At 64.6% G+C, this 25,878-nt stretch carries 20 protein-coding genes; 18 read left to right on the top strand and 2 right to left on the bottom strand.

Annotated features, from left to right (window positions below; translation table 11 throughout):
• Positions 1-62: 62 nt before the first annotated feature.
• Positions 63-2,231 (top strand): ATP-dependent DNA helicase DinG, encoded by a 2,169-nt coding sequence (dinG, locus tag Q376_RS0106510; RefSeq protein ID WP_027349640.1) that lies wholly within the window; start codon positions 63-65, stop codon positions 2,229-2,231.
• A 39-nt stretch (positions 2,232-2,270) separates the two neighbouring features.
• On the opposite strand, the gene Q376_RS0106505 is transcribed toward dinG, so the two are convergent.
• Entirely contained in the window at positions 2,271-3,347 is a 1,077-nt protein-coding gene (locus Q376_RS0106505) for a 3-deoxy-7-phosphoheptulonate synthase (RefSeq protein WP_027349639.1), read from the bottom strand.
• Positions 3,348-3,702: 355 nt separating this feature from the next.
• On the opposite strand from Q376_RS0106505, the gene rpoE reads away from it, so the two are divergent.
• From rpoE to Q376_RS0106480, 5 genes are all read left to right on the top strand, one after another.
• Positions 3,703-4,323 carry an RNA polymerase sigma factor RpoE gene (gene rpoE / locus Q376_RS0106500; RefSeq protein ID WP_027349638.1) on the top strand — a complete coding sequence of 207 codons (621 nt, stop codon included), beginning with the start codon at positions 3,703-3,705 and terminating at the stop codon, positions 4,321-4,323.
• 93 nt (positions 4,324-4,416) lie between these two features.
• Positions 4,417-5,115, top strand: coding sequence for a sigma-E factor negative regulatory protein (locus tag Q376_RS23970; protein WP_052365009.1), 699 nt, complete (start codon positions 4,417-4,419; stop codon positions 5,113-5,115).
• Positions 5,115-6,140 (top strand): MucB/RseB C-terminal domain-containing protein, encoded by a 1,026-nt coding sequence (locus tag Q376_RS23965; protein WP_052365008.1) that lies wholly within the window; start codon positions 5,115-5,117, stop codon positions 6,138-6,140. Before Q376_RS23970 ends, Q376_RS23965 begins: the two co-directional genes overlap by 1 nt.
• 112 nt (positions 6,141-6,252) lie before the next feature.
• Complete coding sequence (locus Q376_RS21610) at positions 6,253-7,722, top strand: DegQ family serine endoprotease (RefSeq protein ID WP_043446521.1); 1,470 nt, start codon at positions 6,253-6,255, stop codon at positions 7,720-7,722.
• 201 nt (positions 7,723-7,923) lie between these two features.
• Entirely contained in the window at positions 7,924-8,676 is a 753-nt protein-coding gene (locus tag Q376_RS0106480) for a helix-turn-helix transcriptional regulator (RefSeq protein ID WP_052365007.1), read from the top strand.
• Here Q376_RS0106480 and Q376_RS24240 read toward each other — a convergent pair.
• A complete protein-coding gene (locus Q376_RS24240; RefSeq protein ID WP_162177888.1) occupies positions 8,633-9,352 on the bottom strand; it encodes an acyl-homoserine-lactone synthase in 720 nt (239 codons plus the stop codon). The two genes, Q376_RS0106480 and Q376_RS24240, sit on opposite strands and share 44 nt — an antisense overlap.
• A 448-nt stretch (positions 9,353-9,800) precedes the next feature.
• On the opposite strand from Q376_RS24240, the gene lepA reads away from it, so the two are divergent.
• The 12 genes from lepA (at position 9,801) to Q376_RS0106415 (ending at position 25,867) form a co-directional block, all read left to right on the top strand.
• The gene (gene lepA, locus Q376_RS0106475) at positions 9,801-11,618 is read left to right on the top strand and encodes a translation elongation factor 4 (protein ID WP_027349636.1); all 1,818 of its coding nucleotides are present in this window, start codon (positions 9,801-9,803) and stop codon (positions 11,616-11,618) included.
• 41 nt (positions 11,619-11,659) lie between these two features.
• Positions 11,660-12,418, top strand: a complete 759-nt coding sequence (gene lepB, locus Q376_RS0106470; RefSeq protein ID WP_027349635.1) for a signal peptidase I — start codon at positions 11,660-11,662, stop codon at positions 12,416-12,418.
• A gap of 49 nt (positions 12,419-12,467) precedes the next feature.
• Positions 12,468-13,157 (top strand): ribonuclease III, encoded by a 690-nt coding sequence (gene rnc, locus Q376_RS0106465; RefSeq protein WP_027349634.1) that lies wholly within the window; start codon positions 12,468-12,470, stop codon positions 13,155-13,157.
• Positions 13,157-14,092 carry a GTPase Era gene (gene era / locus Q376_RS0106460; protein ID WP_052365006.1) on the top strand — a complete coding sequence of 312 codons (936 nt, stop codon included), beginning with the start codon at positions 13,157-13,159 and terminating at the stop codon, positions 14,090-14,092. Before rnc ends, era begins: the two co-directional genes overlap by 1 nt.
• A gap of 28 nt (positions 14,093-14,120) precedes the next feature.
• Positions 14,121-14,837: a DNA repair protein RecO gene (gene recO, locus Q376_RS0106455; protein ID WP_027349632.1), complete on the top strand. Its 717-nt coding sequence runs from the start codon at positions 14,121-14,123 to the stop codon at positions 14,835-14,837.
• A 68-nt stretch (positions 14,838-14,905) separates the two neighbouring features.
• On the top strand, positions 14,906-15,685 hold the full coding sequence (locus Q376_RS24710) for a pyridoxine 5'-phosphate synthase (RefSeq protein ID WP_155834177.1): 780 nt from the start codon (positions 14,906-14,908) through the stop codon (positions 15,683-15,685).
• A 37-nt stretch (positions 15,686-15,722) separates the two neighbouring features.
• Positions 15,723-16,628, top strand: coding sequence for a cysteine synthase CysM (cysM, locus tag Q376_RS0106445; RefSeq protein ID WP_027349630.1), 906 nt, complete (start codon positions 15,723-15,725; stop codon positions 16,626-16,628).
• Positions 16,629-16,630: 2 nt separating this feature from the next.
• Positions 16,631-17,980 carry a 23S rRNA (uracil(1939)-C(5))-methyltransferase gene (locus Q376_RS0106440; RefSeq protein ID WP_027349629.1) on the top strand — a complete coding sequence of 450 codons (1,350 nt, stop codon included), beginning with the start codon at positions 16,631-16,633 and terminating at the stop codon, positions 17,978-17,980.
• 64 nt (positions 17,981-18,044) lie between these two features.
• Entirely contained in the window at positions 18,045-20,309 is a 2,265-nt protein-coding gene (gene relA / locus Q376_RS0106435) for a GTP diphosphokinase (protein ID WP_027349628.1), read from the top strand.
• Positions 20,296-21,126 carry a nucleoside triphosphate pyrophosphohydrolase gene (gene mazG, locus Q376_RS0106430; protein ID WP_027349627.1) on the top strand — a complete coding sequence of 277 codons (831 nt, stop codon included), beginning with the start codon at positions 20,296-20,298 and terminating at the stop codon, positions 21,124-21,126. Before relA ends, mazG begins: the two co-directional genes overlap by 14 nt.
• Positions 21,127-21,375: 249 nt before the next feature.
• Positions 21,376-24,066 carry a phosphoenolpyruvate carboxylase gene (gene ppc, locus Q376_RS0106425; RefSeq protein WP_043446516.1) on the top strand — a complete coding sequence of 897 codons (2,691 nt, stop codon included), beginning with the start codon at positions 21,376-21,378 and terminating at the stop codon, positions 24,064-24,066.
• 505 nt (positions 24,067-24,571) lie between these two features.
• Positions 24,572-25,867, top strand: a complete 1,296-nt coding sequence (locus Q376_RS0106415; protein WP_027349625.1) for a PQQ-dependent sugar dehydrogenase — start codon at positions 24,572-24,574, stop codon at positions 25,865-25,867.
• Positions 25,868-25,878 lie beyond the last annotated feature (11 nt).

Below are 25,878 nucleotides of genomic sequence, written 5' to 3'. Positions count from 1 at the left end.
GGCCGTGTGCCATTCGGTAACCGACCGTGCCGTGCCCGGCTGCGTGGCGAGTGCCTGAATCGATGCTCGAACCGGCGCTCAAGCAAGAGATCCAGGAGGCCTATCGGCGGGTGCTCGAGGCGCTTGCGCTCAAGCCCCGCTACGGTCAGAAGCTGATGATCGCCGAGATCGCGCGCACGCTAGGCGGGATCGAGCGCGACGAGCAGGGAGGCCGGGTCGGCAACCAGCACATCTGCGTGCTCGAGGCCGGCACTGGTACCGGCAAGACGCTGGCCTACCTGCTCGCCGCGCTGCCGATCGCCAAGGCGCGCGGCAAGCGGCTGGTGATCTCCACCGCCACCGTCGCGCTGCAGGAGCAGGTGCTTCACCAGGACCTGCCCGCGCTCAAGGCGCACAGCGGGATTGCATTCGATTTCGCCCTGGCCAAGGGGCGCGGGCGCTACCTGTGTCTCAGCCGGCTCGAGCAAGTGCTCGACGGCGCCGAGGCCAACCCCACGCTTTCGCTGTTCGAGCGCCAGCTGGCCAGCGGTGACGAGCGCCTCGTTGAGCTGGCCACCGAGCTGGCCGGTGCTTATGCCAACGGCCGCTGGGAGGGTGACCGCGACAGCTGGCCGGAGGCGATCGAGGATCGCTATTGGCGCCAGCTGACCATCGATCACCGCCAGTGCACCAATCGTCGCTGTGGCCACTTCGCCGCCTGCGCTTTCTTCCGCGCTCGCAAGCGCGTCGAGGAAGCCGATGTGATCGTCTCCAACCATGACCTGGTGCTCGCCGATCTCGCCCTCGGTGGCGGTATGGTGCTGCCGGCGCCGAAGGAGTGCTTCTACGTCTTCGACGAGGCGCACCACCTGCCGGACAAAGCACTCGATCACTTCCACCAGCGCTTGCCGCTGCATGCGGCAGGGCGCTGGCTGAATCTGCTGAAGAAATCGCTGACCGACCTGACCACCGCGCTTGCGGTGCAGCCGGTGATCAAACGCCTGCTCGCCACGCTGCCCGAGGCGCTGAACGCGATCGAGCCCCGTCTCGACGAGGCGATGCGATTGGGGCGTAGTCTCGAGGCGGCGTTGCCTGCGCAGGAAGTGCACGACGGCGTTCGGCGTCAGCACCGTTTCGAGATGGGCCGGGTGCCGGATGCGCTGCGCGAACTGGCGGGTGCCTTGGTGCTGCCGTTCGCCTCGCTGGCACGGGCGCTGGAGGGAATTCTCGATATCCTGCGCGAGAGCCTCGACCCGGACAAATCGACCGGGCTCGCTCGCGAGCAGGCGGAACAGTGGCTGCCGCTGATTGCGCTTTTGCACGGGCGTGCGCTCGAGGCGCATGCGCTGTGGCAAGCGTTCGCGGTGACCGACGTCGAACCCGACCAGCCGCCGCAGGCCCGCTGGCTTCAGTTCGAAGTGCCGCGCGAAGGTGCGGGAGAAGAGCTGGTCTATGCCGCCTCGCCGGTCAGTGCCGCCCAGACCCTCGCCCAGCATCTATGGGGGCGCTGCTTCGGTGCGGTGCTGACTTCGGCGACCCTGACCGCACTGGGCGGTTTCGAACGTACCCAGGAGCGCGCGGGGCTTGCCAACCGCTATCGCTACCAGCGCCTGCCGAGCCCGTTCGACTATTCCCGCGCGGTGCTTTCGGTGCCGCGCGAGGCGGTCGACCCCGCCAGTCGCGAGCGGCACGAGCGCTCGATCATCGACTTCGTCGCCGGGCTGGAGGAGCGGGGCGCGGTGCTGGTGCTGTTCTCTTCGCGTCGCCAGCTGCGCGCGGTGGAGCAGGCGCTGTTCGACGCCGAGGAGAGTCGCGAGCGTGCCAGGTCGATCCTGGTCCAGGACCAGATCCCGCGGCGCGAGCTGCTCGAACGCCACCGCAGGCGGATCGATGAAGGCAAGGGCAGCATCATCTTCGGGCTTGCCAGCTTCGCCGAAGGCATCGACCTGCCGGGTGACTATCTCACCCACGTGGTGATCACCCGGTTGCCGTTCGCGGTACCCGACGATCCGGTAGGCGCGACGCTCGCCGAGTGGATCGAAAGCCGGGGTGGCAATGCCTTCATGCGGATCACCGTACCGGATGCCTCGGTGAAGCTGGTGCAGGCTTGCGGTCGGCTGATTCGCAAGGAAGTCGACAGTGGGAGGATCACGCTGCTCGACCGCCGGGTGCTGACCAAGCGCTATGGCAAGTCGTTGCTCGACTCGCTGCCGCCGTTCAGGCGCGAAATAGATGGTATCGAGCAGGGCTGAGCCCCCGGCAGGCATGGGGCCGGGGGCCAGCGCTTTCGCTCAGCCTGCGATGCGGCGCTTGAGCGGCTCGCGCAGTCGGTCGGCGAGCTCGGTGAGACGCTCCTCGGTGGTCGCCCAATCGATGCAGGCGTCGGTGACCGATACGCCGTAGGCGAGCTGGCTGCGGTCGGCCGGAATCTTCTGCGCCCCCCAGTGGAGGTTCGATTCGATCATCAGGCCGATGATCGAGCGGTTGCCCTCGAGGATCTGCTGGGCGACGTTCTCGATCACCAGCGGCTGCAGTTCCGGATCCTTGTTCGAATTGGCGTGCGAGCAGTCGATCATCAGGTTGGGCTTGAGGCCCGCGCTTTCCAGTTCACGCTCGGCCAGCGAGACGCTGACGCTATCGTAGTTGGGCTTGCCGTTGCCGCCGCGCAGCACGGCATGGCCATAGGCGTTGCCGCGGGTGGTGATCACCGCGACCTGGCCGCGCTGATCGATGCCGAGGAAGCTGTGCGAGTGGGCCACCGACTTGAGCGCATTGACCGCGACGTCGAGGCTGCCATCGGTACCGTTCTTGAACCCGACCGGTCCGGAGAGCCCGGAGGCCATCTCGCGATGGGTCTGCGATTCGGTGGTGCGCGCGCCGATCGCCGACCAGCTGATGCAGTCCTGCAGGTACTGCGGCGAGATTGGGTCGAGCGCCTCGGTGGCCAGCGGTACGCCGAGCTCGGAGAGCTCCACCAGCAGGCGGCGGGCGATGGTGAGGCCGTCCTGGATGGCGAAGCTGTCGTCCATGTAGGGATCGTTGATCAGGCCTTTCCAGCCCACGGTGGTGCGCGGTTTCTCGAAATAGGCGCGCATCACCAGAAAGAGCTCGTCACCGACGCGGGAGGAGAGCTCGCGCAGGCGCATGGCATACTCGCGCGCCGCCTCTACGTCATGGATCGAGCATGGACCGACCACGACCAAAAGGCGTGGGTCCTCGCGATCGAGGATCCGCTGGATGGTACGACGGCTCTCTATCACCGTGCGCTCGGCGCGCTCTCCAAGAGGCAGCGACTGCTTGAGCGCTTCGGGAGTGATCAACACGTCCTGAGCGAGGACGTTGAGGTTGTTGACTTGCTGTTCTGACATGTTCGACCTGTCGACGGGATGAGGCGTCGGTCATGGATTGGCTCGACGCTCGAAGCTTAAGGTAGCGACGAAAAACAGCGGCAGAAGGAGCGGCTGGGGCGAATTCATCGGAGCGATATCTTAGCATGGAACTCAACGATCACTCCGGGGTCCAACGGTCGGGCTGAGTTGGGTCCATTGGTATAAGCTAGGAACAAGGGTAGCGTTTCGTCATTTTCATCTTTTTTTCGACCCGGAGCCGGGTCGTGCCGTGAACTTCAAAGGGCCTGTCATTCGAGCCTGCACGGCACCAGCGCGATGATCGCGCAGGCCTCATGGGTATGGCTCCGGCGGTAGCATTCAAGGGGATACGTCGATGACGACCAAGGTGACCGACCAGCAGCTGGTCGAGCGGGCCCAGGCGGGAGACAGCCGGGCGTTCGACCTGCTGGTCAAGAAGTACCAGCACAAGATCATCGGGCTGATCGGGCGCTACGTGCACGATCAGGCCGAGGTGTACGACGTCGCGCAGGAAGCCTTCATCAAGGCTTACCGGGCGTTGGACAAGTTCCGCAACGAAAGCGCCTTCTATACCTGGATGTACCGGATCGCGATCAATACGGCGAAGAACCATCTGGTGGCCCGGGGCAGGCGCCCGCCGGGCAGCGACCTGGACATCAGCGACGCCGAGGTGCTCGACGTGAGCGGCCGGCTCGCCGACATCGAGACCCCGGAGGCTGCGATCGCCCGCGACCAGCTCGAGGCGGCGGTGTTCGAGGCGATCGAGAACCTGCCGGAGGACCTGCGCACCGCCATTACCCTGCGCGAGCTCGATGGGCTCGCCTACGAGGATATCGCCAACGTGATGCAGTGCCCGGTAGGTACCGTGCGTTCGCGGATATTCCGCGCTCGCGAGGCGATCGACCATCGGATCCGGGACATGCTCGAGCCGGATTTCAGCCGTGGGAACCAGACCGCCGCGCGTGAATTCGACTGATGATCAATGCATGTAACTAAACTTTTCTCCGTCTTCGATGTCTAGTTGTGCAGACCGTGGACCCGTGAAAGCATCGAGTATGAGGATGTGGCAATGAATCAAAAGGTCAGAGAGTCTCTCTCCGCCGTGATGGACGGCGAAGGCGACGAACTCGAACTCAGACGCGTTCTCCGGGCACTCGCCAAGACTCCCGAAGAGGGTGACGCATGGCGGCGCTACCACGTTGCGCGCAGCGTGATGCGGCGCGAACGCGATATCGACGTCACCGTCGATCTCTCCGCCGCCATTCGCGCACGGATCGACGCCCAGCAGCCCCCCGCCGGACGCGAGGAAGGCGTGCGACGCCACGGCTCCGGGCCGTTCTCCTTCATGGGCGGCGCTGCGGTGGCCGCTGCGGTGAGCCTGATGGTGATCACCGGGGTGCAGGTCTACCGGGGTGTCGGCCAGGCTCCTGCCGATACTCCGAGCTTCGCCTCCAATGAGGAAAATGCGCAGAACGCCTCTGGGTTCGGCGGTTTTCCGGGCGCGGGCCAGCTCCAGGGTGGCGCCACGCCGGTCGGCTTCGCCGGCTTCCAGCCGCGTGACGGGGTAGTGCCGGTTGGCGCGCGCAGTGGTGGACTGTTCCCTGTCTTCGACGGAGAAGAACAGGGCATCGATACCCAGCAGCAGGCTCGCCTGCTCCAAGGCTTCTTCGATCAGCACGCCCAGCAGGCTGATTTCCAGCCGCAGGGCCAATGGTCTCCCTCCGCCCGGTTCCTCGGGCCCGTCGAGGGTATGTCGAGCGCTCCCTGATGATGGCGGGTCGTATATCGGGCGCCCGTTGCGGCGCCCTGGTTGCCGGCACTTTCTTTTTCCTCCTGTTCTCCTTTCCCTTCCAGGCGCGCGGCGACGTGCAAGTTCGCTCGCCGTCCGGCCAAGTCTTCCTCGACTGCTCGAGCCTGAAGGATGCCTATCTGGATCGGCGCTCTGGACAGGAGTCGTTCGCCCGTACCCTGCTCGCAGTTCGCTGCTTCAATTACCGCATGCTGGTAGTGCGCGCGAGCGCGGCCGGGATGAAGGCCTTCGAGCTCGAGCATGGGGTGGACGAGGAGGGCGAGCGTGCGGCGGTCAAGGCGCTCGATGGCGAGATGCGGCCTGGTCTGCGCCGGTTGGAAGGCGGGCTTCCTAGTATCCTTCAATTGTCGGCTCCGGACGTATCGGCGGCGGCGCTCGCCGAACACTACCGCTTCGAGTTCATCGGACGCGCTAGAATCGCTGATCGTCCGGTCGTCGTGATCGATGCGGTGCCGATGGATGAGCTCAGATACGCGCAACGCTTCTGGCTCGACTCGCACAGCGGCCTACCGCTCAAGCGATTGACCATTGATCTCGCCGGGCGAGTGGTGGAGACCCTTCAGGTGGTGCGCCTCGAGCAGCTCGAGGGATTCGATGGCCGGCTGGCGGTGAACTCGGCGATGCCTATCGACGGTGATGCGGGCGTGTCCTGGCTGCCCGCGGGGTTCATCGCCCGCGGTCAAGCCGCGGTGGAACTCGCTGGGGAACGAATGGAGTCGAGGCTTTATGGTGATGGGCTTTCGAGTCTCAGCGTCTTCGTCGGCCCCTGGCTCGAGTCGGCGGCGCTGCCGGCGGGCCTGCACGCGCTTGGCGCTTCCAAGGCGATGGTGCGCCATTTGGGGGTGAAAGGCAGTGGCTATCAGGTGGTGGTGGTGGGCGAGGTGCCCGATCCGGTGCTGGCGCAGGTCGCCGAAGGGGTGGTGCCTGCGCAGGCGGATGATGGGCGTCCAGTGCAGGGAGGGCGATCGAATTTTCCACCGTGAATGAACCTCGCCCATCGTTGGCAGTCAATGTGGTCAGATAACCTTAAAAATATTTTAAGGTTGTTGGGGCCGGTATCGGTCAACAAGTCGAAAAACAGCAGGAGTAACCAAGATGCAGGTCGTGAAGCGACGGATGTCCCTGTCCCTGATGATGGTGGCGCTTGCCTCCGTAGCCGCCATGCAGCAACCAGCGTTCGCCCAGGATGCCGGGACCTCTTCCCCGCCCGCGGCGGCGACTCAGCAGCTGCCCAACTTCACCGCTCTGGTCCAACGGGCCGCGCCCGCGGTGGTCAACATCTCGACCACCCGGGAGGCTTCTTCACCCCGGGGCGGCATGAATGATCAGCAGATTCCCGAGATATTCCGGCGCTTCTTCGGTGACCAGCTGCCACCGGGGTTCGGTGCGCCCGGCGGCGGCGCGACTCCGCGCAGCGAACTGCGTTCGCTGGGTTCGGGCTTCATCATCAGCGATGATGGGTACATCCTCACCAATGCGCACGTCGTCGCGGATGCCGACACCATCAGGGTCAGGCTCAACGATCGTCGCGAGCTGGACGCAAAGCTGATCGGTACCGATCCCAAGACGGATGTCGCGTTGATCAAGGTCGATGCCAGCAATCTGCCGGTGCTGTCGATCGGCAACTCCGACGAACTCCAGACCGGTGAGTGGGTGGCGGCGATCGGATCGCCCTTCGGCTTCGATCACTCGGTCACCGCCGGTATCGTCAGCGCGATCAACCGCACCCTGCCCTCCGATGCCTATGTCCCCTTCATCCAGACCGATGTCGCGATCAACCCGGGCAACTCCGGCGGTCCGCTGTTCAACCTGCAGGGCCAGGTGGTCGGGATCAACTCCCAGATATTCACCCGCAGTGGCGGATTCATGGGGCTATCGTTCGCGATCCCGATCAACGTAGCGATGGATATCGCCGACCAGCTCAGGCAGGACGGTCGTGTCCACCGTGGATGGCTGGGAGTGGTGATCCAGCCAGTGTCGCGTGATCTCGCCGATTCCTTCGGGCTCGGTGAGCCACGCGGAGCGCTGATCTCCCAGCTCGCCAGCGGCGGCCCCGCAGCCAAGGGCGGGCTGCGTCCCGGAGACATCGTACTGAGCGTCAATGGCCGCGAGGTGGAGAGCTCCGAGGCACTGCCGCGCGAGATCGGTCGCGCCTCGCCCGGCAGCGAAGTGACGCTCGGCATTCTCCGCGACGGCTCTGAGCGGAGCTTGAAGGTGACGGTAGGGGACTGGCCGGATAGCGAGCAGACCGCGCAGAGCGATTCAGGCAGCGCTCAGCAGAGCGGCATCGGCATCGCGGTATCGCCACTGAGCCCTGAGCAGCTTGAAGAAGCTGGAGTGGAGCACGGCGTACTGGTCCAGCAGGTCTTACCCGACGGCGCTGCCGGCCAGGCGGGTATTCAACCTGGCGACGTGATCATCGACATCGATCGCCAAGCGATCGACTCGGTCGACAAGCTGCGCGAGGTCATCGCCGATCTGCCACGTGACCGCGCCGTAGCGGTGCGCATCGCCCGTGGTGATGCCCAGCTGTTTACTGCGTTGCGGCTCGACAGCAAAGAATAGCAGCGGTACTCGAAGTAGTACGATGTGGAAGGCGGGCTCTCAATGAGGCCCGCCTTATTTTTTTGCGTTTGGTGCATGTATCCATTAGGTTTTAGTAGGTGTCGCCGAGGTTACTTCTTTACGCTAGCATATGAGTGTGGAGGTGGAGATTGCATGCCACCTGTATCGGTAGCGTACTAAAGGTAACGTTAAGGAGGGGGTATGCTCAAGATCACCAATCCAAAAAGCGAATACGTGCTTGGTACCACTCATCCGACGCTGGTCGATGCAGGCCAACATTTGAATACGGAAGTCTCCGAGCAGCATATAGGCAAGTTCGCCTACTTACTTGCCGACCGCAGTTTTTCCCGCCATCCATTCGTCATTTCAACTTACCCTAGGGAATGGATGGAAATTTACACCTACGGTCGTTACCATCTCAACGATCCGGTGATTCGTCATGCAATGACACGCGTCACTCCCTTTGTCTGGCACGTCGATGATCCCGAGAGTCTCGGAGAAAGAGATAATGAGGTCTTTCATCAGGCAAGGAACTTCAATGTCTCGTCAGGCTACACTTTTGTCGTCCATGGAACGCTCGGTGAAATGGGTGTGTTGAGCGTCTGTGGCGTCGATAAGCATCGACGCGAAGAGTTCGATTATTACATCCGCCACCAAGCGGGTGAGCTTCAGATGCTGTTGATGGAAGTGCATCAGGCTGCCAGCAGTGTCTTTTGTTCGGATGATGCTCGAGTGAATGCGGTCAAGCAGCTCAACCTTAGCGAGCGTGAACGCAGCGTCATCTATTGGGCATCGCAAGGTAAAACCTATCATGAGATCGGCATTATCCTGGGTTTCAAGGAACGGACCATCAAGAAATACATGGCGTCGGTAGTTTCCAAGTTGGAAGTTACCAACGCCAAGCACGCCATTAGCAAGAGTATCGAGTTGCAGCTAGTTCGGCCTGTTCCTTGACGGCTACGCCGGCCTGCTTGATCGAGGCCGGGTGGCTGATGCTGAGTGGCCATTTTTCCAGCAAACCCCGGTAGCTAGTATACTTGGGTTCCATGGTGATTTTTTGAGATATCGCTTGGCGTGATAAGGTATTTACGCGCAGGAAAATGAGGTAGACGACTTCCCCTTTTTCCGACGAGCCGGCTTCCAGCACGTCAAAATGCCATCCGCTGTTCTTGAATATTCTGTACATTCCGCGACTGACCACGGCGCTGAAACCATGGAGTCGCTGATCTAGACCAAAATTGGTCATGCTGAGAAAAAGTAGCTGCGAGATAGAAGGAAAATTTTTAGATAGCGCTTGGACGCGCGTTTTGTCGATGAAAAGACGACTTGCTTCGAGAATATTATCACCGATTATCAAAGGATGGGAAAAGAATGCTCGGAACGGTCCTGCTAGCATCTGATTCTCATCGGCTGGGGTAAAACGCACGCCACATATTAATTTTCCGTCTTGTTGTCCTATCAAGTAAGTGGTGTTTTGATTGTCCCAATCATCAAATTCGAATTCTCCACTGATAGAGACGCTCCAGCCCAAACGATCATTGAAAGTACTTTTGCGCAATTTGTAAAGATCATTGCGCTGAGGCGTTGATAGCTCACAATACCTTAAATTGATGAACTCTAAGGTGGTCACGCGTGCTGCTCCTGTGTTGTTCTGCCTTATATCAATGATGAACACGAATGGGCAGGGAGGTGGAAGGCCTACGAGCCCCTCGTGCACCTAGGTGCACGAGGGAGGCCTGCCGTGGGCTCTGATTTGGTTGGCTGTCGGAGAGCTCGCTCTCGATCGAGGGTGAAAAGATGATCGACCGCATCGAAGGCAGCCTTGGTGCAGGAGCTTCAGGGAAAAGTGACGATGACGCCTCTATGTCCTACATCGTCATCGGAGCTGAGCGTCCGGAGCTGCTCGCCATGAGGTTGTCTTCTGGTCCGTCCGAAGAGCATGAAGTCGGGGAAAAGGCCCGCTGTCTGTTACTGCCGTCCGTGCATCGGTACAATGCCCCATCCCCGCGCGCCATCAAGCACATAGCACCCGGTCAAGGGCTCTATCGGCGCGCACCTAGCTACCCCGGAAGCACTTCATGGCAAACGACCCAACCCGTCCGACATTGAGCCATATTCGGAACTTTTCGATCATCGCCCACATCGACCACGGCAAGTCCACCCTGGCGGACCGGATCATTCAGCTCTGCGGGGGGCTGAGCGACCGCGAGCTCAAGGAGCAGGTGCTCGACTCGATGGACATCGAGCGTGAGCGCGGGATCACCATCAAGGCGCAGTCGGTGACCCTCGACTACAAGGCCGAGGATGGTCGGGTCTATCAGCTCAATTTCATCGACACCCCGGGGCACGTTGACTTCTCCTACGAAGTGTCGCGCTCGCTCTATGCCTGCGAGGGCGCGCTGCTGGTGGTCGACGCCGCGCAAGGGGTCGAGGCGCAGTCCGTCGCCAATTGCTATACCGCGATCGAGCAGGGGCTCGAGGTGCTGCCGGTGCTGAACAAGATGGATCTGCCGCAGGCGGACCCAGACGCCGTCTCGCACCAGATCGAGGAGATCATCGGGCTGGATGCCACCGACGCCTGCCGCGTCTCGGCCAAGAGCGGGCTGGGCATGGAGGGGCTGCTCGAGCGTCTGGTGCGTGACATCCCGCCGCCGAAGGGCGATGTGGATGCGCCGCTGCAGGCGCTGATCATCGACTCCTGGTTCGATAACTATCTCGGCGTGGTCTCGCTGATCCGGCTGTTCGACGGCACGCTGGAAAAAGGCGACAAGGTGCTGATGAAGTCCACCGGACGCAACTGGGAGGCGTCCGCGGTGGGGATCTTCACGCCCAAGCGCACCGAGACCGGCGTGCTGCGCGCCGGTGAGGTGGGATTTCTGGTCGCAGGGATCAAGGACATCCACGGCGCGCCGGTGGGCGACACCATCACCCACGCCAAGACGCCTCAGGTGCCTCGCCTGCCAGGCTTCCAGAAGGTCAAGCCGCAGGTCTACGCCGGGATGTTCCCGATCAGCGCCGACGACTACGAGGACTTCCGCGACGCGCTCGAGAAGCTGGCGCTCAACGATGCCTCGCTCGACTATGTGCCGGAGAACTCGGACGCGCTCGGTTTCGGTTTTCGTGTCGGCTTCCTCGGCACCCTGCACATGGAGATCGTCCAGGAGCGGCTCGAGCGCGAGTACAACCTCGACCTGCTGACCACTGCGCCGACGGTGGTCTATGAACTGGCGATGGACTCCGGCGAGACCCTCTACATCTCCAACCCATCGAAGCTTCCGGACATGGCGAGCGTCAGCGAGATGCGCGAGCCGATCGCGAGGGCGAGCATCCTGGTGCCGCAGGAGTACGTCGGCAACGTGATCACCGAGTGCGTCAATCGCCGCGGTGTGCAGCTCGACCTGCAGGTGCTCGGCAACCAGATGCAGCTCACCTACGAACTGCCGATGAGCGAAGTGGTGATGGACTTCTTCGATCGCCTGAAGTCGATCTCCAAGGGCTATGCCTCGCTCGACTACAGCTTCGAGCGCTTCGAGGCGGCCAAGCTGGTGCGCCTCGACGTCCTGATCAATGGTGACCGGGTCGACGCCCTGGCGGTGATCATCCACCGCGACCACGCCCAGACCCGCGGTCGGGTGCTGGTCGAAAAGATGAAGGAGCTGATCCCGCGGCAGATGTTCGACGTCGCGATCCAGGCGGCGATCGGTGGGCACGTGATCGCGCGCTCCACGGTCAAGGCGCTGCGCAAGAACGTCACCGCAAAATGCTACGGTGGCGACGTATCGCGTAAGAAGAAGCTGCTCGAGAAGCAGAAAGAGGGCAAGAAGCGCATGAAACAGGTGGGGCGTGTGGAAATCCCCCAGGATGCCTTCCTGGCCGTTCTCAAGACCAGTGACTGAGCCTCTCGGGGCCGCTCACGCTGACGGGAAACGTTGTCGAGATGGATTTTTCGTTGCTTTTGGTGATCGCCGTGCTGGTGACCGGCGCGGTCTGGCTTTGCGATGTGCTCTGGCTGCGCCGCCGCCGCCGCGCGAGCGGCGTGGTCGACGATGCCTCGCATCAGCCCTGGTACGTCGAGTATTCGCGCTCGTTCTTTCCTGTGCTGCTGGTGGTGTTGGTGGTGCGCTCGTTCGTGATCGAGCCGTTCCAGATTCCCTCCGGCTCGATGGAGCCGACCCTGGACATCGGTGACTTCATCGTGGTGAGCAAGTTCAGCTATGGGATGCGCTTGCCGGTGGTCAACACCAAGATAGTTCCCACCGGCGAGCCGCAGCGCGGCGATGTGATGGTGTTCCGCTATCCGCCCGATCCCAGCGTCAACTTCATCAAGCGTGTCGTTGGACTTCCGGGCGACCATATCCGCTATGTCGACAAGCGCCTCTACATCAATGGCGAGCTGGTCGAGAAGGACTTCGTCTCCAATCAGGTTCCCGCCAATCCTGGCGAAGAGCTGTGGTCGGAGACCCTGGGCGACGTCACCCACAGCATCTATAACAGTCCGCGCGACCCCGGTCGTGGCTTCGAGGGTCGGGTGCCCGAAGGCGAGTACTTCGTGATGGGTGACAATCGCGACCATTCGAGCGACAGCCGCTACTGGGGCTTCGTGCCCGAGCGCAACGTCGTCGGCCGGGCCTTCGCGGTGTGGATGCACTGGGACAGTGGACTGCCCAGCTTCTCGGCAGCGAGAATGATCCATTGAGCGCATCGATCGTGCGTCCCAACTATCATCAAGAGATTCGAATCGACCCGTGAGTAGCTCCCTGCAGGCGTTCGCCAAGCGCATCGGCCACCATTTCGACGACATCGGTCATCTGGAACTGGCACTGACCCATCGCAGCTTCGGCGGCCGCAACAATGAACGGATCGAGTTCCTTGGTGACTCGATCGTCAACTTCATCATCGGCGAGGCGCTCTATCAGCGCTTCCCCCTGGCCCGCGAAGGGCAGCTTTCACGGCTGCGCGCTCGCCTGGTCAAGGGCCAGACGCTCGCCGAACTGGCGCGGGAAGTATCGCTCGGCGAGCACTTGCGCCTCGGTTCGGGAGAGATGAAAAGCGGTGGACATCGCCGCGAATCGATCCTCGCCGACGCGATGGAGGCGGTGATCGGTGCGATCTACATCGACGCCGGCATGGACGCGGTCAAGCGCTGCGTGCTGGCCTGGTACGCCGAGCGTCTCGAGGCCACCAGCCTCGACGATACGCTCAAGGATCCGAAGACCCGGCTGCAGGAGTTCCTCCAGTCGCGTCAGATCCCGCTGCCGCGCTACGAAGTGATGGCGATCGAGGGCGAGGCGCACGAGCAGACCTTCACGGTGAACTGCCACGTCGCAAGCCTGGATGCACCCACCCGCGGGATCGGCCCGAGCCGGCGTCATGCCGAGCAAGAGGCCGCCGAGCGCGCGATCGCGCTGCTCGAGCCGCAGAAACGGAGGTCGTGATGGACGACACCACCAGCCAGACCGACGCAGCCGGCGAGCAGCGCTGCGGCTTCGTCGCCATCGTCGGCCGGCCCAACGTCGGCAAGTCGACGCTGATGAACCGCATCCTCGGCCAGAAGATCTCGATCACCTCGCGCCGTCCCCAGACCACCCGTCACCAAGTGATGGGGGTCAAGACCGAGGGGGATACCCAGACGGTGTTCGTCGACACGCCCGGCATGCACATCATGGGCAAGGATCGCAACCGTGCGATCAACCAGTTCATGAACCAGACCGCGACCCAGGCGCTGCGCGGGGTCGACTGCGTGGTGTTCATCATCGACAGGACCCGCTGGACCGAGGAGGACCAGATCGTCCTCGACCGACTCGCCCATCTCGAGGTTCCAGTGATCCTCGCGGTGAACAAGGTCGACTGGCTCAAGGACAAGTCGACGCTGCTGCCCTGGCTCGAGCAGGTGGCCGGCAAGCGCGCGTTCACCGCGATCCTGCCGATCTCGGCCAAGAACGGCACCGGCGTCGACGCGCTGGAAGCAGAAGTCGGCCGTCATCTGTCGGTCGGCCCGCACTATTTTCCGAGTGACCAGGTCACCGACAAGAGCGAACGCTTCATCGCCGCAGAGCTGGTCCGCGAGAAGGTGATGCGCCAGCTTGGCGATGAGCTGCCCTACCAGATGACCGTCGAGATCGAGGAGTTTCGCGATGAAGGCCGGGTGGTGCACATCAGCGCACTGATGCTGGTCGAGCGCGAGGGCCAGAAGAAGATCCTGATCGGCGAGGGCGGCGAGCGGATCAAGCAGATCGGCAGCGAGGCGCGCATCGATATGGAGCGCACCTTTGGCGCCAAGGTGATGCTCAAGCTGTGGGTCAAGGTGAAACGTGGCTGGTCCGACGACGCTCGCGCGTTGAAGAGCCTGGGCTACGATTTCGAAGAGTGATTCGAAGGCGTCGTGGAGAGCCGAGACGATGGCGCTGCAGCCTGCCTTCCTTTTGCACCGTCGCCCCTACCGGGAGACCAGCGCGCTGGTCGACCTGCTGACCTTCGAGCACGGGCTGGTACGCGGCGTCGCTCGCGGCGTGGCGCGCCCCGGGAGCCGCTCGCGCGGCGCGCTGCAGCCGTTCACTCCGCTGCACGTGGCGTGGCGCGGCGAACGGGAGCTCAAGACGCTGACCCTGATCGAGTCCACCCGCGCGGGGGTGATGCTCGCGGGGGAGGGGCTGCTCTGTGCGCTTTACGCCAATGAACTGCTCTATCGCTGCCTGCCGCGTGAGTTCGCGGTCGAGGCGCTGTTCGCCCACTACGGTGCGCTGCTCGAGGTCCTGCCGACCCCCGGGCTGCGCGCGCCCGGGCTGCGCCGGCTGGAGATCACACTGCTCGAAGCCCTCGACGCCGAGCCGCTCTTTTTGAGCATCGATGGCGATCGTCCGCTCGAGCCACAGCTGCGCTATGGGTATGATGCGTCCGCCCGCCGTTTCCGCCCGATTGCCGATGGACATCAGGGCGTTGACGGCCGCACGCTGCGGCTGCTCGCCCACGGAGACTGGGAGGCGCCGGGTCTCGCCGGTGCGGCCAAGTGGCTGCTTCGTGAGGCGCTGGCCCCGCTGCTCGGCGCACGACCGCTGCGCTCGCGCGCACTGCTCCAGTCACTGGTGGAGCGGCGTCGGGCGATGCCGGCGGATTGATCGAGGCAGCTTGTTCGACCAATAGCGTCGGCGTTGCGCCGACCCTCACCATTATCCAGGTACCTGCCATGCATCCTTTGCGGATCCAGCTCGGTTTCGACCTCGACCCCCTGATTCACCTGGGGCGGGGCGATGAGCCCGAACACCACGCCGGCTGCCTGCACAGCGCGCTGAACGCGCTCGACGGCGGTGCCGACTTCGTCTGTGCGAGCCTGGATTCGGACCCCGCCACCCGCACCGCGCTCGCGACGCTTGCGCCGCTGGTGCGTTCGAGGCTGTTGCTCGCTACCGCGACCGACAAGGCGGCTTTGGCTTTCGCCGCCAAGCTGCGTCCCGCCCAGCTCTGCCTGCGTGAGGCACCCGACCCGGCGGTGCTGGCCGAGCTGGCCAGCTGGGTAGAGGCGGAGTCCTGCGAGCTGCTCGCTTGGCTGCCGGCGGATACCGACCCCGTCCGGCTCGAGAGCATCGCCCGGGCGGGTATCAAGGGGGTGCGCATCGACGCGCTGCCCTGGTCGAGCGCCCGCAACGTGGCGCGCGAGCGAGCTCGAGGCCGGCTCGAGGCGCTGGTCGAGGCCGCCTGCGAGGCGGAGCTGTTCGTGCACCTGTGCAAGGTCACCACCCCGCGCTGCGCTGAGGAGGCCGCCACCATCGGCGGTGTCTCGGCGGTCGAGATCGGCGCGGGGCTGCTCCCGCGCGCGCTCGATCGCGGCCTGCGTCCCGCCCTCGAAGGGCTGGCCCAGACCCTGGTCGCGGCCCAGGAGGCTGGACTCGCACTGGCGCTGGACGAACACGAACATCATCACGATCACGATCACGATCACGGGCCTGGCTGCGGCTGCGGTCACTGACGGCCGCTGCCGTGGCCCGGTTGAGAAGGACACCACCATGCACTTTCCTGCACTCGAAGAAGTGATCGGCAATACGCCGCTGGTACGCCTTAAGCGGATCGGCGCGGGGCGCGACAATCTGCTCCTCGCCAAGCTCGAAGGCCACAATCCGGCCGGTTCGGTGAAAGACCGTGCGGCGCTTTCGCTGATCGAAGGCGCCGAGGCGCGTGGCGAGATCGCTCCGGGCGACACCTTGATCGAGGCGACCTCCGGCAATACCGGCATCGCGCTGGCGATGGCGGCGACGATCAAGGGCTATCGCATGGTGCTGATCATGCCGGCCAACGCCAGCGAGGAGCGCAAGCAAGCGATGGCCGCCTATGGCGCTGAGCTGATCGAGGTGGATCGCGAGGCGGGCATGGAAGGCGCGCGCGATCTCGCCGCGCGCATGGTCGCCGAAGGGCAGGGCAAGTCGCTCGACCAGTTCGGCAACCCGGACAACCCGCTGGCCCACTATCGCGGCACCGGCCCCGAGATCTGGCGCCAGACCGAGGGGCGGATCACCCACTTCGTCAGCTCGATGGGCACCACCGGGACGATCATGGGGGTTTCGCGCTATCTGAAGGAGCAGCGCGAGGAGATCCAGGTGGTCGGCCTGCAGCCGAGCGATGGCGCCAGTATTCCTGGTATCCGTCGCTGGCCGGAGGCTTATCGCCCATCGATCTTCGATCCGGCACGGGTCGATCGGATACTCGACATAAGCCAGCAGGAGGCCGAGGAGCAGATGCGCCGGCTCGCCCGCGAGGAGGGCATCTTCGCCGGCGTTTCTTCCGGTGGGGCGCTGGCGGGTGCGCTCCGGGTCGCCGAAGAGACCGAGGGCGCGGTGATCGTATTCGTGGTCTGCGATCGCGGTGATCGCTATCTCTCCACCGGGCTGTTCGCCCGCGATGGCAAGGGGCGCTGAGCGTGGCGCTCGGCAAGCGCAGGCCGGCGCGCAGCCCCGGAGAGGGTCGCCGTGGTGCCAAGCATCAAGTCGCCGAGGTCGCGGGGCGGGAGGCCAGCGAGACTCTGGATGCGCTCGAGGTCCTGCGGCTATCCCACGATGGGCGTGGGGTAGCCCGCGACGCCGAGGGCAAGACGGTATTCATCGACCGCGCCCTGCCGGGGGAGCGGGTCGAAGTGCGGCGGCATCGCCAGCGGCGGCGCTTCGACGAGGCCCACCCGGTGCAGGTGTCGCGGCCCAGCCCTGTCAGGGTAGTCCCTGAGTGCGTCCATTTCGACGTCTGTGGTGGCTGTTCACTGCAGCATCTGGACATCGGCGCACAGCGCGAGCACAAGGCCGGGGTGCTGGTCGAGCACCTCCACCGGGTACGCTTGGACGTGCCCGCGGTCGAGCTGCTCGCCGGTGAGGCCTACGGCTACCGGCGCCGGGCCCGGCTCGGGGTCAAGCTCGACGGCGAGGGTCGGCTGCGCTTCGGATTCAGGCGGCGCCAGAGCGAGCGCTTGTTCGATATCGAGCAGTGCCCGGTACTGCTGCCCGGGCTCGAGGTTCTGCTCGCACCGCTGCGTGAATGCCTCGAACGGCTCGAGGCGCCGCGCCAGCTCGGCCATATCGAACTGATCGCCGGCGACGACGCCGTCGCGCTCAAGCTGCGCCAGCTCAAGCCGGTCGCAGCGGATGAAAGCCGCTGGCGTACCTTCGCCGAGGCGCACGATCTGGCGCTGGTCTTCGATCGCGGCGAGCCCTCGGCGCTGCCTACGCTGCACTATCGGCTCGACGTTGGGGGGCGTAGCCTTGCGCTGGGTTTCCAGCCGGGTGACTTCCTCCAGGTCAATGGCGCGGTCAACCAGCAACTGGTGGGTGCTGCGCTCGACTGGCTGGGATTGCCTGTTGGTGCACGGCTGCTCGATCTGTTCGCCGGGGTTGGCAACTTCGGCCTGCCGTTCGCCGCGACCGGTGTGCGGGTCGCCGCTATCGAAGGCAGTGCGGCGATGGCCGAGCGGGTCAGCGCCAATGCTCGGACGCTCGAGCTCGAGATCACCGCGCGGGCGATGGACTTGAGCCAGGCTCCTGGCGTAGAAGATATCGACGCGGTGCTGCTCGATCCGCCTCGCGATGGCGCGCAGAATGTTTGCAAGGCGCTCGCGAGCGCCGGGCCTGAGCGAGTACTCTATGTATCCTGTGACCCGGCGACGTTGGCGCGCGATGCAGCGCTTTTGGTCGCGGGCGGTTACCGGCTCGTGCGCATCGCCCTGGTCGATATGTTTCCCCAGACGCCGCATCTCGAGTCGCTTTCGCTTTTCGAGCGTCGGTGACCCGCTGCGGCTGCGGCCATCCAGACAATAATCGAAGCTCATCAGGAGGCTGGAGGTACCGGTCATGGTCAAGGTACGTGAGGATCAGCCGCTGCTGGCGGACGGGCGAGTCGACATTCCGGCGTGGGTCGAGCATCTCAACCAGGAAGTCCGGCTGAGCGATCCTTCTGAGCTGCGCCGCGCGTGCGAATTCGCCGAGCGGATCACTATCGATGCCGCCAAACGCTACCCTGCCTGGCGCGAGGTGGGCTCCAACTTCCGCGCTGGGCTCGAGATCGCCGACATTCTCTCCGAGCTGCATCTCGACCAGCCGACGCTGGTCGCGGCGGTGCTCTATCGCTGCGTGCGCAAGGAGCTGACCAGCCTCGAGGAGGTCGAGCGGCTGTTCGGCACCGAGGTCGCGGGGTTGATCGACGGAGTGCTCAAGATGGCCGCGATCAGCCAGCTCCAGGCGCCGCAGAGCGGACTCTCGCAGCACAACCAGCAAGAGAACCTGCGCAAGATGCTGGTGACCATGATCGACGACGTGCGCGTCGCCCTGATCAAGATCGCCGAGCGCACCACCATGCTGCGCCAGGTGCGTAACGACTCGCGCGAGAAGTGCCAGCGGGTCGCGCGCGAAGTGTTCGATATCTACGCACCGCTCGCCCATCGACTCGGCATCGGCCAGATCAAGTGGGAGCTCGAAGACCTGTCGTTTCGCTACCTGCACGAAGCCGAGTACAAGGCGATCGCCAAGCAGCTGGCCGAGAAGCGGCTCGACCGGGACCACTACATCGGCGAGGTCAAGTCGACCATCACCGGCCTGCTCGAGGCCCAGGGCATCGCGCGCTACCAGGTCGACGGCCGGGCGAAGCACATCTATTCGATCTGGCGGAAGATGAAACGCAAGCGGATCGACTTCTCCCAGGTCTACGACGTCCGCGCGGTACGTGTGCTGGTGCCCGAGGTGGCCGACTGCTACACCGTGCTGGGGCTGATCCATTCGCGTTGGCACCACGTCCCCAACGAGTTCGACGACTACATCGCCAATCCCAAGCGCAACGGCTACCAGTCGCTGCATACCGCGGTGCTCGGTCCCGATCACAAGGTGCTCGAGATCCAGATCCGGACCTTCGCCATGCACGAGGATGCGGAACTCGGCGTTTGCGCCCACTGGCGCTACAAGGGTACCGACGTCGATTCGCGCAGCTCCGGCTACGAGCAGAAGATCGCCTGGCTGCGCCAGGTGCTCGAATGGCAGGAGGAGGTCGGTGAGATCAATGACCTGAGCGAGGGTCTCCAGGTCGACATCGCCCCCGACAGGATCTACGTCTTCACCCCCGATGGCCACGTCATCGACATGCCGAAGGTGTCGACGCCGATCGACTTCGCCTACCGGGTGCATACCGAGATCGGCCATCGCTGCCGCGGCGCCAAGGTCGACGGACGGATCGTGCCGCTCACCTATCGGCTCAAGACCGGCCAGCAGGTCGAGATCCTCACCGCCACCCAGGGTGGGCCGAGCCGGGACTGGCTCAATCCTGGCCTGGGTTACGCCAAGACCTCGCGCGCTCGGGCCAAGATCCAGGCCTGGTTCAAGCAGCAGGCGCGCGGCCAGAACCTCGAGGAGGGCAAGGCGCTGCTCGAGCGCGAGTTCCGCCGCCTCGACCTCGACGGCCTGGATCGCGAACGCCTCGCCCAGGCGGTCAACTACCCGACCCCCGACGACATGTACGCGGCGATCGGTGCCGGCGACCTGCGCGTCGGCCAGGTGCTCTCGCAGGCCCAGCAGCTGTTCGGCGATACCGACGACCAGGAGCAGCTCGACCGCCTGCTGACCCGCTCCCGGCGCGGCGCCAAGGAGCCGCAGGACGCGATCACCGTGCTCGGGGTCGGCAACCTCAAGACCCAGATGGCCAACTGCTGCCATCCGGTGCCCGGTGACCAGATCGTCGGCTTCATCACCCACGGCCGCGGCGTCACCGTGCACCGCGAGGACTGCCCCAACATCCTGCAGCTGCGTCTCGACGAGCCGAGCCGGATCGTCCATGTCGAGTGGGGCTCGAGCCAGGCGAGCGTCTATGCGGTCGATATCGAAGTGCTGGCCTGGGATCGCACCGGGCTGCTGCGCGACGTGATCGGCGTACTCTCGACCGAGAAGGCCAACGTGCTGGCGGTGAACACCCAGACCGATCGGGAGGATAATCTCGCGCGGCTCAAGATCACCCTCGAGGTCTCCGGGCTCGAGCTGCTCGGGCGGATATTCAATCGTATCCAGCAGCTCGCCAACGTGATGGACGTGCGTCGGCTGCGCCAGGGAGGAAAGCAGGAAAATGTCGCGGGTTGAGGGCGGGGGGAGCGACCGCCATGGGCTCGACGATCTGCTCGAGCTGATGGCGGTGCTGCGCGACGAGCGGGAAGGCTGTCCCTGGGACGTCGAACAGCGCTGGGAAACCATCGCGCCGCACACCCTCGAGGAGGCCTACGAGGTGGTCGACGCGATCGAGCGCGGCGCCTTCGGCGAGCTGAAGCTCGAGCTCGGCGACCTGCTGTTCCAGGTGGTCTACTATGCCCAGTTCGCCCGCGAGGAGGGGCGTTTCGATTTTCTCGATGTGGTCGACGGCCTGGTGCGCAAGATGATCGCCCGTCATCCCCACGTCTTTCCCGAGGGGCGACTGGACTCTCGTCGCGACAATCTTCCCGCCCGCTCGCTGAGCCAGGCCCAGATAGGAGAGCTGTGGGAGCGGCGCAAGGCCTCGGAGCGCGATGCCCGTGCCGAGCGCTCCAGCGCTTCCGTGCTCGACGACATCCCGCTGGCGCTGCCTGCGCTGAGTCGGGCGGCCAAGCTCTCGCGCCGCGCCTCCAGGCTGGGGTTCGACTGGCCGGACCATACCGGGGCGCTCGGCAAAGTCGACGAGGAGCTTGCGGAGGTGCGCGAGGCGATCGCCGCCTCGAACCACGATGCGATAGAAGACGAGCTCGGCGATCTGCTCTTCGCCACCGCCACGCTCGCAGGCAAGCTCGGCGTCGATCCCGAGCGCGCGCTGAGGCGAGCCGGGGCCAAGTTCGAACGGCGTTTTCGCGGCGTCGAGGCGCGCTGTGAGCCGGGTGACGATCTCGATACGCTGGAGCGCCATTGGCGGGCGGTGAAGAGCGAGGAGTGAACGGCGGGCAGTGGATCTGCCAGCAGACACACAGTTTTAGTGGTTATATTACTAAAGTATTATCCTTTTAGCCCCGAAATCTGGGCATGTAATCCCCCTTTTTGTCTTTGTTTACGTAATCATGCGCTGTCGATGTTTGCCGTTCCGGTATCGCCCGGGTAGCTTACGTCGATGGAGCGCAACTGGCGGGCGGTCGTCTCGCCCCCCAACGCTCCTCTGGAATCTTAAGGATACCCATGGAGACCGTCGATGCGTCACACCCTGCCCGTCGCCACAGAAGGTAATGACCTTAACGAATCGTTGCGAGAGAACGTACGCATTCTTGGCGATATCCTGGGGCGGACCATCACCTCGGATCTCGGCGAGCCGTTCCTCGAGCGCATCGAACGCATCCGCGCGCTGGCCAAGCAGGGCCGCAGCGACAGCGGCGACAGCGGCGAGAGTTCCAAGGCGCTGATCGACTATTTGGGCTCGCTGCCCGACGAGGACCTGCTGCCGGTCACCCGCGCCTTCAATCAGTTCCTCAACTTCGCCAACATCGCCGAACAGCACCACCGTGCCAGCGTGCGGCGGGTCGAGGACTATCGGCCCAACCTGCAGCCAGAGGACCTGGGACGGCTGTTCGAACGGGTCATCGACGATGGGGTCGATGCTGGCACTCTGCGCGAGACGCTCACCGACATGCGCGTCGAGCTGGTGCTCACCGCCCATCCGACCGAAGTGGTGCGGCGCACCCTGATCCAGAAGTACGACATGATCGACGGCTGCCTCGCTGAGCTCGAAGCTACCCGCGGCTACCCGGAGCGGCGCGAGCGGCTGCTCGAGCGCTTGGCCGAACTGATCAGCCAGGCCTGGCACACCGACGAGATTCGCCGGGTGCGCCCGACGCCCGTCGATGAGGCGCGCTGGGGGTTCGCGGTGATCGAGAACTCGCTATGGCAGGCGCTGCCCGAGTTCTATCGCGATCTCGACCAGCGCTTGCTGGCGATCGGCGAGCAGCGTCTGCCGCTGGACGCATCGCCCCTGCGCTTCGCCTCTTGGATGGGGGGAGATCGTGACGGCAACCCCAACGTCACTGCGAAAGTCACCGAGGAGGTGCTGCTGCTCGCCCGCTGGATGGCGGCGGATCTCTACCTGCGCGATCTCGAGGCGCTGCGGGTGGAGCTCTCGATGTGGCAGGCCAGCGACGAACTCAAGGCCGAGGTCGGCGACGTCGACGAACCCTATCGCGCGCTGATCAAGCAGCTGATCAAGCGGTTGCAGGCTACCCGCGAGGCGCTGCGGTCACGGCTCGACGGCGAGCGCTCGAATACCGAGGAGGTGGCGCTGATCGATACCCGGGATCAGCTGCTCGCTCCGCTCGAGCTCTGCTATCGCTCGCTGCTCGAGTGCGGCATGCAAAGCATCGCCAACGGTGCGCTGCTCGATACCCTGCGCCGGATCGCCTGTTTCGGCGTGACCCTGACCAAGCTCGATATCCGCCAGGAGTCCGCACGCCACACCCAGGTGATGGTGGAGCTGGTCGAGGAGCTGTTCGGCGAAGATTACTCGACCTGGGACGAAGCGCGTCGGCAGCAGTTCCTGGTCCGCGAGCTGGAATCCAAACGTCCGCTGCTGCCGCGCGACTGGCATGGTTCGGACCAGGTTCGCGAGGTGCTCGACACCTTCCGGGTGATCGCCGCCTCGCGTGCCGAAGCCTTGGGCAGCTACGTGATCTCGATGGCCGGGCAGGCCTCGGACGTACTCACCGTGGCCCTGCTGATGAAGGAGGCCGGTGGTCCCCGGCTTCCGATCTCGCCGCTGTTCGAGACCCTGGACGATCTCGACCGCTCGGGCCCGGTGATCGAGCGGCTGCTCGATATCCCGGTCTACCGCCGGCTGATCGACGATCGCCAGGAAGTGATGATCGGCTATTCCGATTCGGCCAAGGACGCGGGGCAGCTCGCCGCCGCCTGGGCGCAGTATCGCGCCCAGGAGGCGCTGGTGCGTATCTGCCAGCGCCAAGGGGTGGCGCTGACGTTGTTCCACGGTCGTGGCGGTACCGTTGGCCGCGGCGGCGGGCCGGTGCACGCGGCGATCCTCTCCCAGCCACCTGGCTCGGTGAGCGGCAGTCTCAGGGTCACCGAGCAGGGCGAGATGATCCGCTTCAAGTTCGGCCAGCCCGATATCGCCTCTCGCAACATGGAGATCTACGTCGGTGCGGTACTCGAGGCCACGCTCTCACCGCCGCCGGCGCCGCGACCGGAGTGGCGCGATGAGATGGACCAGCTGGCCGAGATCGCCCACCGGGTCTACGTCGGCGTGGTACGTGAGAACGCCGATTTCGTTCCCTACTTCCGCGCGCTGACGCCCGAGGGTGCCTTGGGGCGGCTACCGCTCGGCTCGCGCCCGGCCAAGCGGCGCCAGGAAGGTGGCGTCGAGACCCTGCGGGCGATTCCATGGATCTTCGCCTGGACCCAGACCCGGCTGATGCTGCCGGCCTGGCTCGGCAGCGACGAAGCCTTCGCTACGCGGCTCGCCGATCCCGAGGGGCGCCGCCGGATCGAGGAGATGCGCCGCGACTGGCCGTTCTTCGGCACCTATCTAGACCTGCTCGAGATGCTGCTGGCCAAGTCCGACGCCTCGATCACCACCTACTACGAGCAGCGGCTGGTCGATGCCCCCGAGCTGCGTGCGCTCGGCACGACGCTGCGCGAGCGGCTCGCCCGGCTGATCGGCCAACTGCTCGAGATCAGCGGCCAGCGCGTGCTGCTCGAGCATTCACCGCTGATCCGCCAGGCCATCGCGGTGCGCAACCCCTACATCGATCCGCTCCATGGCCTCCAGGCCGAGCTGCTCAGGCGCTCGCGCGATGCCGAGCAGAGCATCTCCCCGGTACTCGAGCGCGCGCTGATGGTCACCATGGCCGGGATCGCCGCGGGGCTTCGTAACACTGGCTGAGGCGAGGGCGTCTCTTGGTCGAAACGAACGCCGGTCATGCACCGGCGTTTCAGTTTAATGACAAACCCCTTTTGACCCAGCGACGCTCTCGATCCTGGCGAGTCGAGAACCGTTTGGGTCCTAACGCGCCTCTTGCTCGCTTAGATGCGAGGGGCGGACCCCTCGCGCTCCCCCTTCAGGGGGACGCGCCGCCACAAGATCGCGAAACCCTGGCCGACCAATCGCTTGCCCTCGGGTCGGCGCGCATGGACATCCCTGTCCGGGCGCGCCTTTTGCGACATCCATGTCGCAAACCCCGGTGCAATCGATTGCCGGCCAGCGCGCTCTCGGAGGCGGCTGGAATCCATCGTGGCATCTTCAAATACTTTGTCAGCAGTCTGGAACGCCGGTCATGCACCGGCGTTTTCGGTTTTCTCCCAGGGGGCTAAAGGGGCATCAGGCGCTCGCGGGAAGCATGAGTCGACTACGCTGAAAGATGGATCGTTCAGTCGACAAGGAGAGTCCGATGCGCCGAATCATGCTGTTGCTGGTCCTACCGCTCGCTGCCTGCGGCGATACCGCGCGGCATACGGTCGAGGAGGGAAGCGGTGCCAACCCGGTATTGCCCGAAGAGCGCCGCGAATGGTTCCCGACCCTCAACGTCGCCGAGGCGATCGGTTGGCCCGACGGCGCGCTGCCCGTGGCGGCCGAGGGACTCGCCGTGAATGCCTACGCACAAGGGCTCGATCATCCCCGTTGGCTCTATCTGCTGCCCAACGGCGATGTGCTGGTGGCCGAGAGCAACGCCCCCGCCGACAGCGGCGTCTCGAGTCTCAAGAACTGGGTCGCTGGGCTTTTCAAGTCGAAGGCCGGCGCCGGTGCCGAGAGCGCTGATCGGATCACGCTGCTGCGTGATGGAGATGGCGACGGCGTCGCCGAGCAGCGCCACGTGCTGCTCGATGAGCTTCACTCGCCTTTCGGTATGGCGCTGGTCGGGGAGTGGCTCTACGTCGCCAACGCGGATGCACTGGTGAGGGTGCCGTACCGAGCGGGTGACACGCGGATCGATTCGACGCCCGAAGTGGTGACCGAGCTGCCCAGCGAGATCAATCACCACTGGACCAAGAACGTGATCGCAAGCCCGGATGGCGGGCAGCTCTATGTCACCGTCGGCTCGAACAGCAACGTTGGCGAGAACGGACTGGACAAGGAGGAAGGTCGCGCAGCGATCTGGGAAGTCGACGTCGCAAGCGGCGACAAGCGGCTCTTCGCCACCGGCCTGCGCAACCCCAATGGCATGGATTGGGAGCCCGAGAGCGGCGCCCTGTGGACGGTGGTCAACGAGCGCGATGAGCTGGGCAGCGACCTGGTGCCGGACTACGCCACCGAAGTGGTCGACGGTGCCTTCTATGGCTGGCCGTACAGCTATTATGGCCAGCACGTCGACGAGCGGGTCTCGCCCCAAAATCCTGAACTGGTCGCCACGGCCCGGGTGCCGGACTATGCCCTCGGCCCGCACACTGCCTCGCTCGGGCTGGCCTTCGCCCGCAGTCCCGCGCTGCCGGAGCGCTTCCAGCAAGGCATGTTCATCGGCCAGCACGGCTCCTGGAACCGCAAGCCGCACAGCGGCTATCGGGTGGTGTTCGTACCCTTCGCCGAAGGGCGGCCCGCTGGTGATCCGGTCGAGGTGCTGGGCGGCTTTCTCGATGACCAGGATCGAGCCCAGGGGCGCCCGGTCGGGGTGATCCAGGGGGCGGATCGTTCGTTGCTGGTCGCCGATGACGTTGGCAATACCATCTGGCGGGTCAGTCAGGCGCAGTAGCGGCGCCTGCC

It is taken from the genome of Halotalea alkalilenta DSM 17697, assembly GCF_000621205.1.
Lineage (GTDB): Bacteria > Pseudomonadota > Gammaproteobacteria > Pseudomonadales > Halomonadaceae > Halotalea > Halotalea alkalilenta.
This window is presented reverse-complemented; position numbering and strand designations above follow the sequence as displayed.

Coding starts and splice junctions, on each gene's coding strand:
- Q376_RS0106505 (WP_027349639.1), bottom strand. CDS start 3,347: ATGTCAGAACAGCAAGTCAACAACCTCAACGTCCTCGCTCAGGACGTG.
- recO (WP_027349632.1), top strand. CDS start 14,121: ATGGCGCTGCAGCCTGCCTTCCTTTTGCACCGTCGCCCCTACCGGGAG.
- cysM (WP_027349630.1), top strand. CDS start 15,723: ATGCACTTTCCTGCACTCGAAGAAGTGATCGGCAATACGCCGCTGGTA.
- Q376_RS0106480 (WP_052365007.1), top strand. CDS start 7,924: ATGCTCAAGATCACCAATCCAAAAAGCGAATACGTGCTTGGTACCACT.
- Q376_RS23965 (WP_052365008.1), top strand. CDS start 5,115: ATGATGGCGGGTCGTATATCGGGCGCCCGTTGCGGCGCCCTGGTTGCC.
- mazG (WP_027349627.1), top strand. CDS start 20,296: ATGTCGCGGGTTGAGGGCGGGGGGAGCGACCGCCATGGGCTCGACGAT.
- Q376_RS21610 (WP_043446521.1), top strand. CDS start 6,253: ATGCAGGTCGTGAAGCGACGGATGTCCCTGTCCCTGATGATGGTGGCG.
- rpoE (WP_027349638.1), top strand. CDS start 3,703: ATGACGACCAAGGTGACCGACCAGCAGCTGGTCGAGCGGGCCCAGGCG.
- Q376_RS0106415 (WP_027349625.1), top strand. CDS start 24,572: ATGCGCCGAATCATGCTGTTGCTGGTCCTACCGCTCGCTGCCTGCGGC.
- ppc (WP_043446516.1), top strand. CDS start 21,376: ATGCGTCACACCCTGCCCGTCGCCACAGAAGGTAATGACCTTAACGAA.
- Q376_RS24710 (WP_155834177.1), top strand. CDS start 14,906: ATGCATCCTTTGCGGATCCAGCTCGGTTTCGACCTCGACCCCCTGATT.
- relA (WP_027349628.1), top strand. CDS start 18,045: ATGGTCAAGGTACGTGAGGATCAGCCGCTGCTGGCGGACGGGCGAGTC.
- lepA (WP_027349636.1), top strand. CDS start 9,801: ATGGCAAACGACCCAACCCGTCCGACATTGAGCCATATTCGGAACTTT.
- dinG (WP_027349640.1), top strand. CDS start 63: ATGCTCGAACCGGCGCTCAAGCAAGAGATCCAGGAGGCCTATCGGCGG.
- Q376_RS23970 (WP_052365009.1), top strand. CDS start 4,417: ATGAATCAAAAGGTCAGAGAGTCTCTCTCCGCCGTGATGGACGGCGAA.
- era (WP_052365006.1), top strand. CDS start 13,157: ATGGACGACACCACCAGCCAGACCGACGCAGCCGGCGAGCAGCGCTGC.
- lepB (WP_027349635.1), top strand. CDS start 11,660: ATGGATTTTTCGTTGCTTTTGGTGATCGCCGTGCTGGTGACCGGCGCG.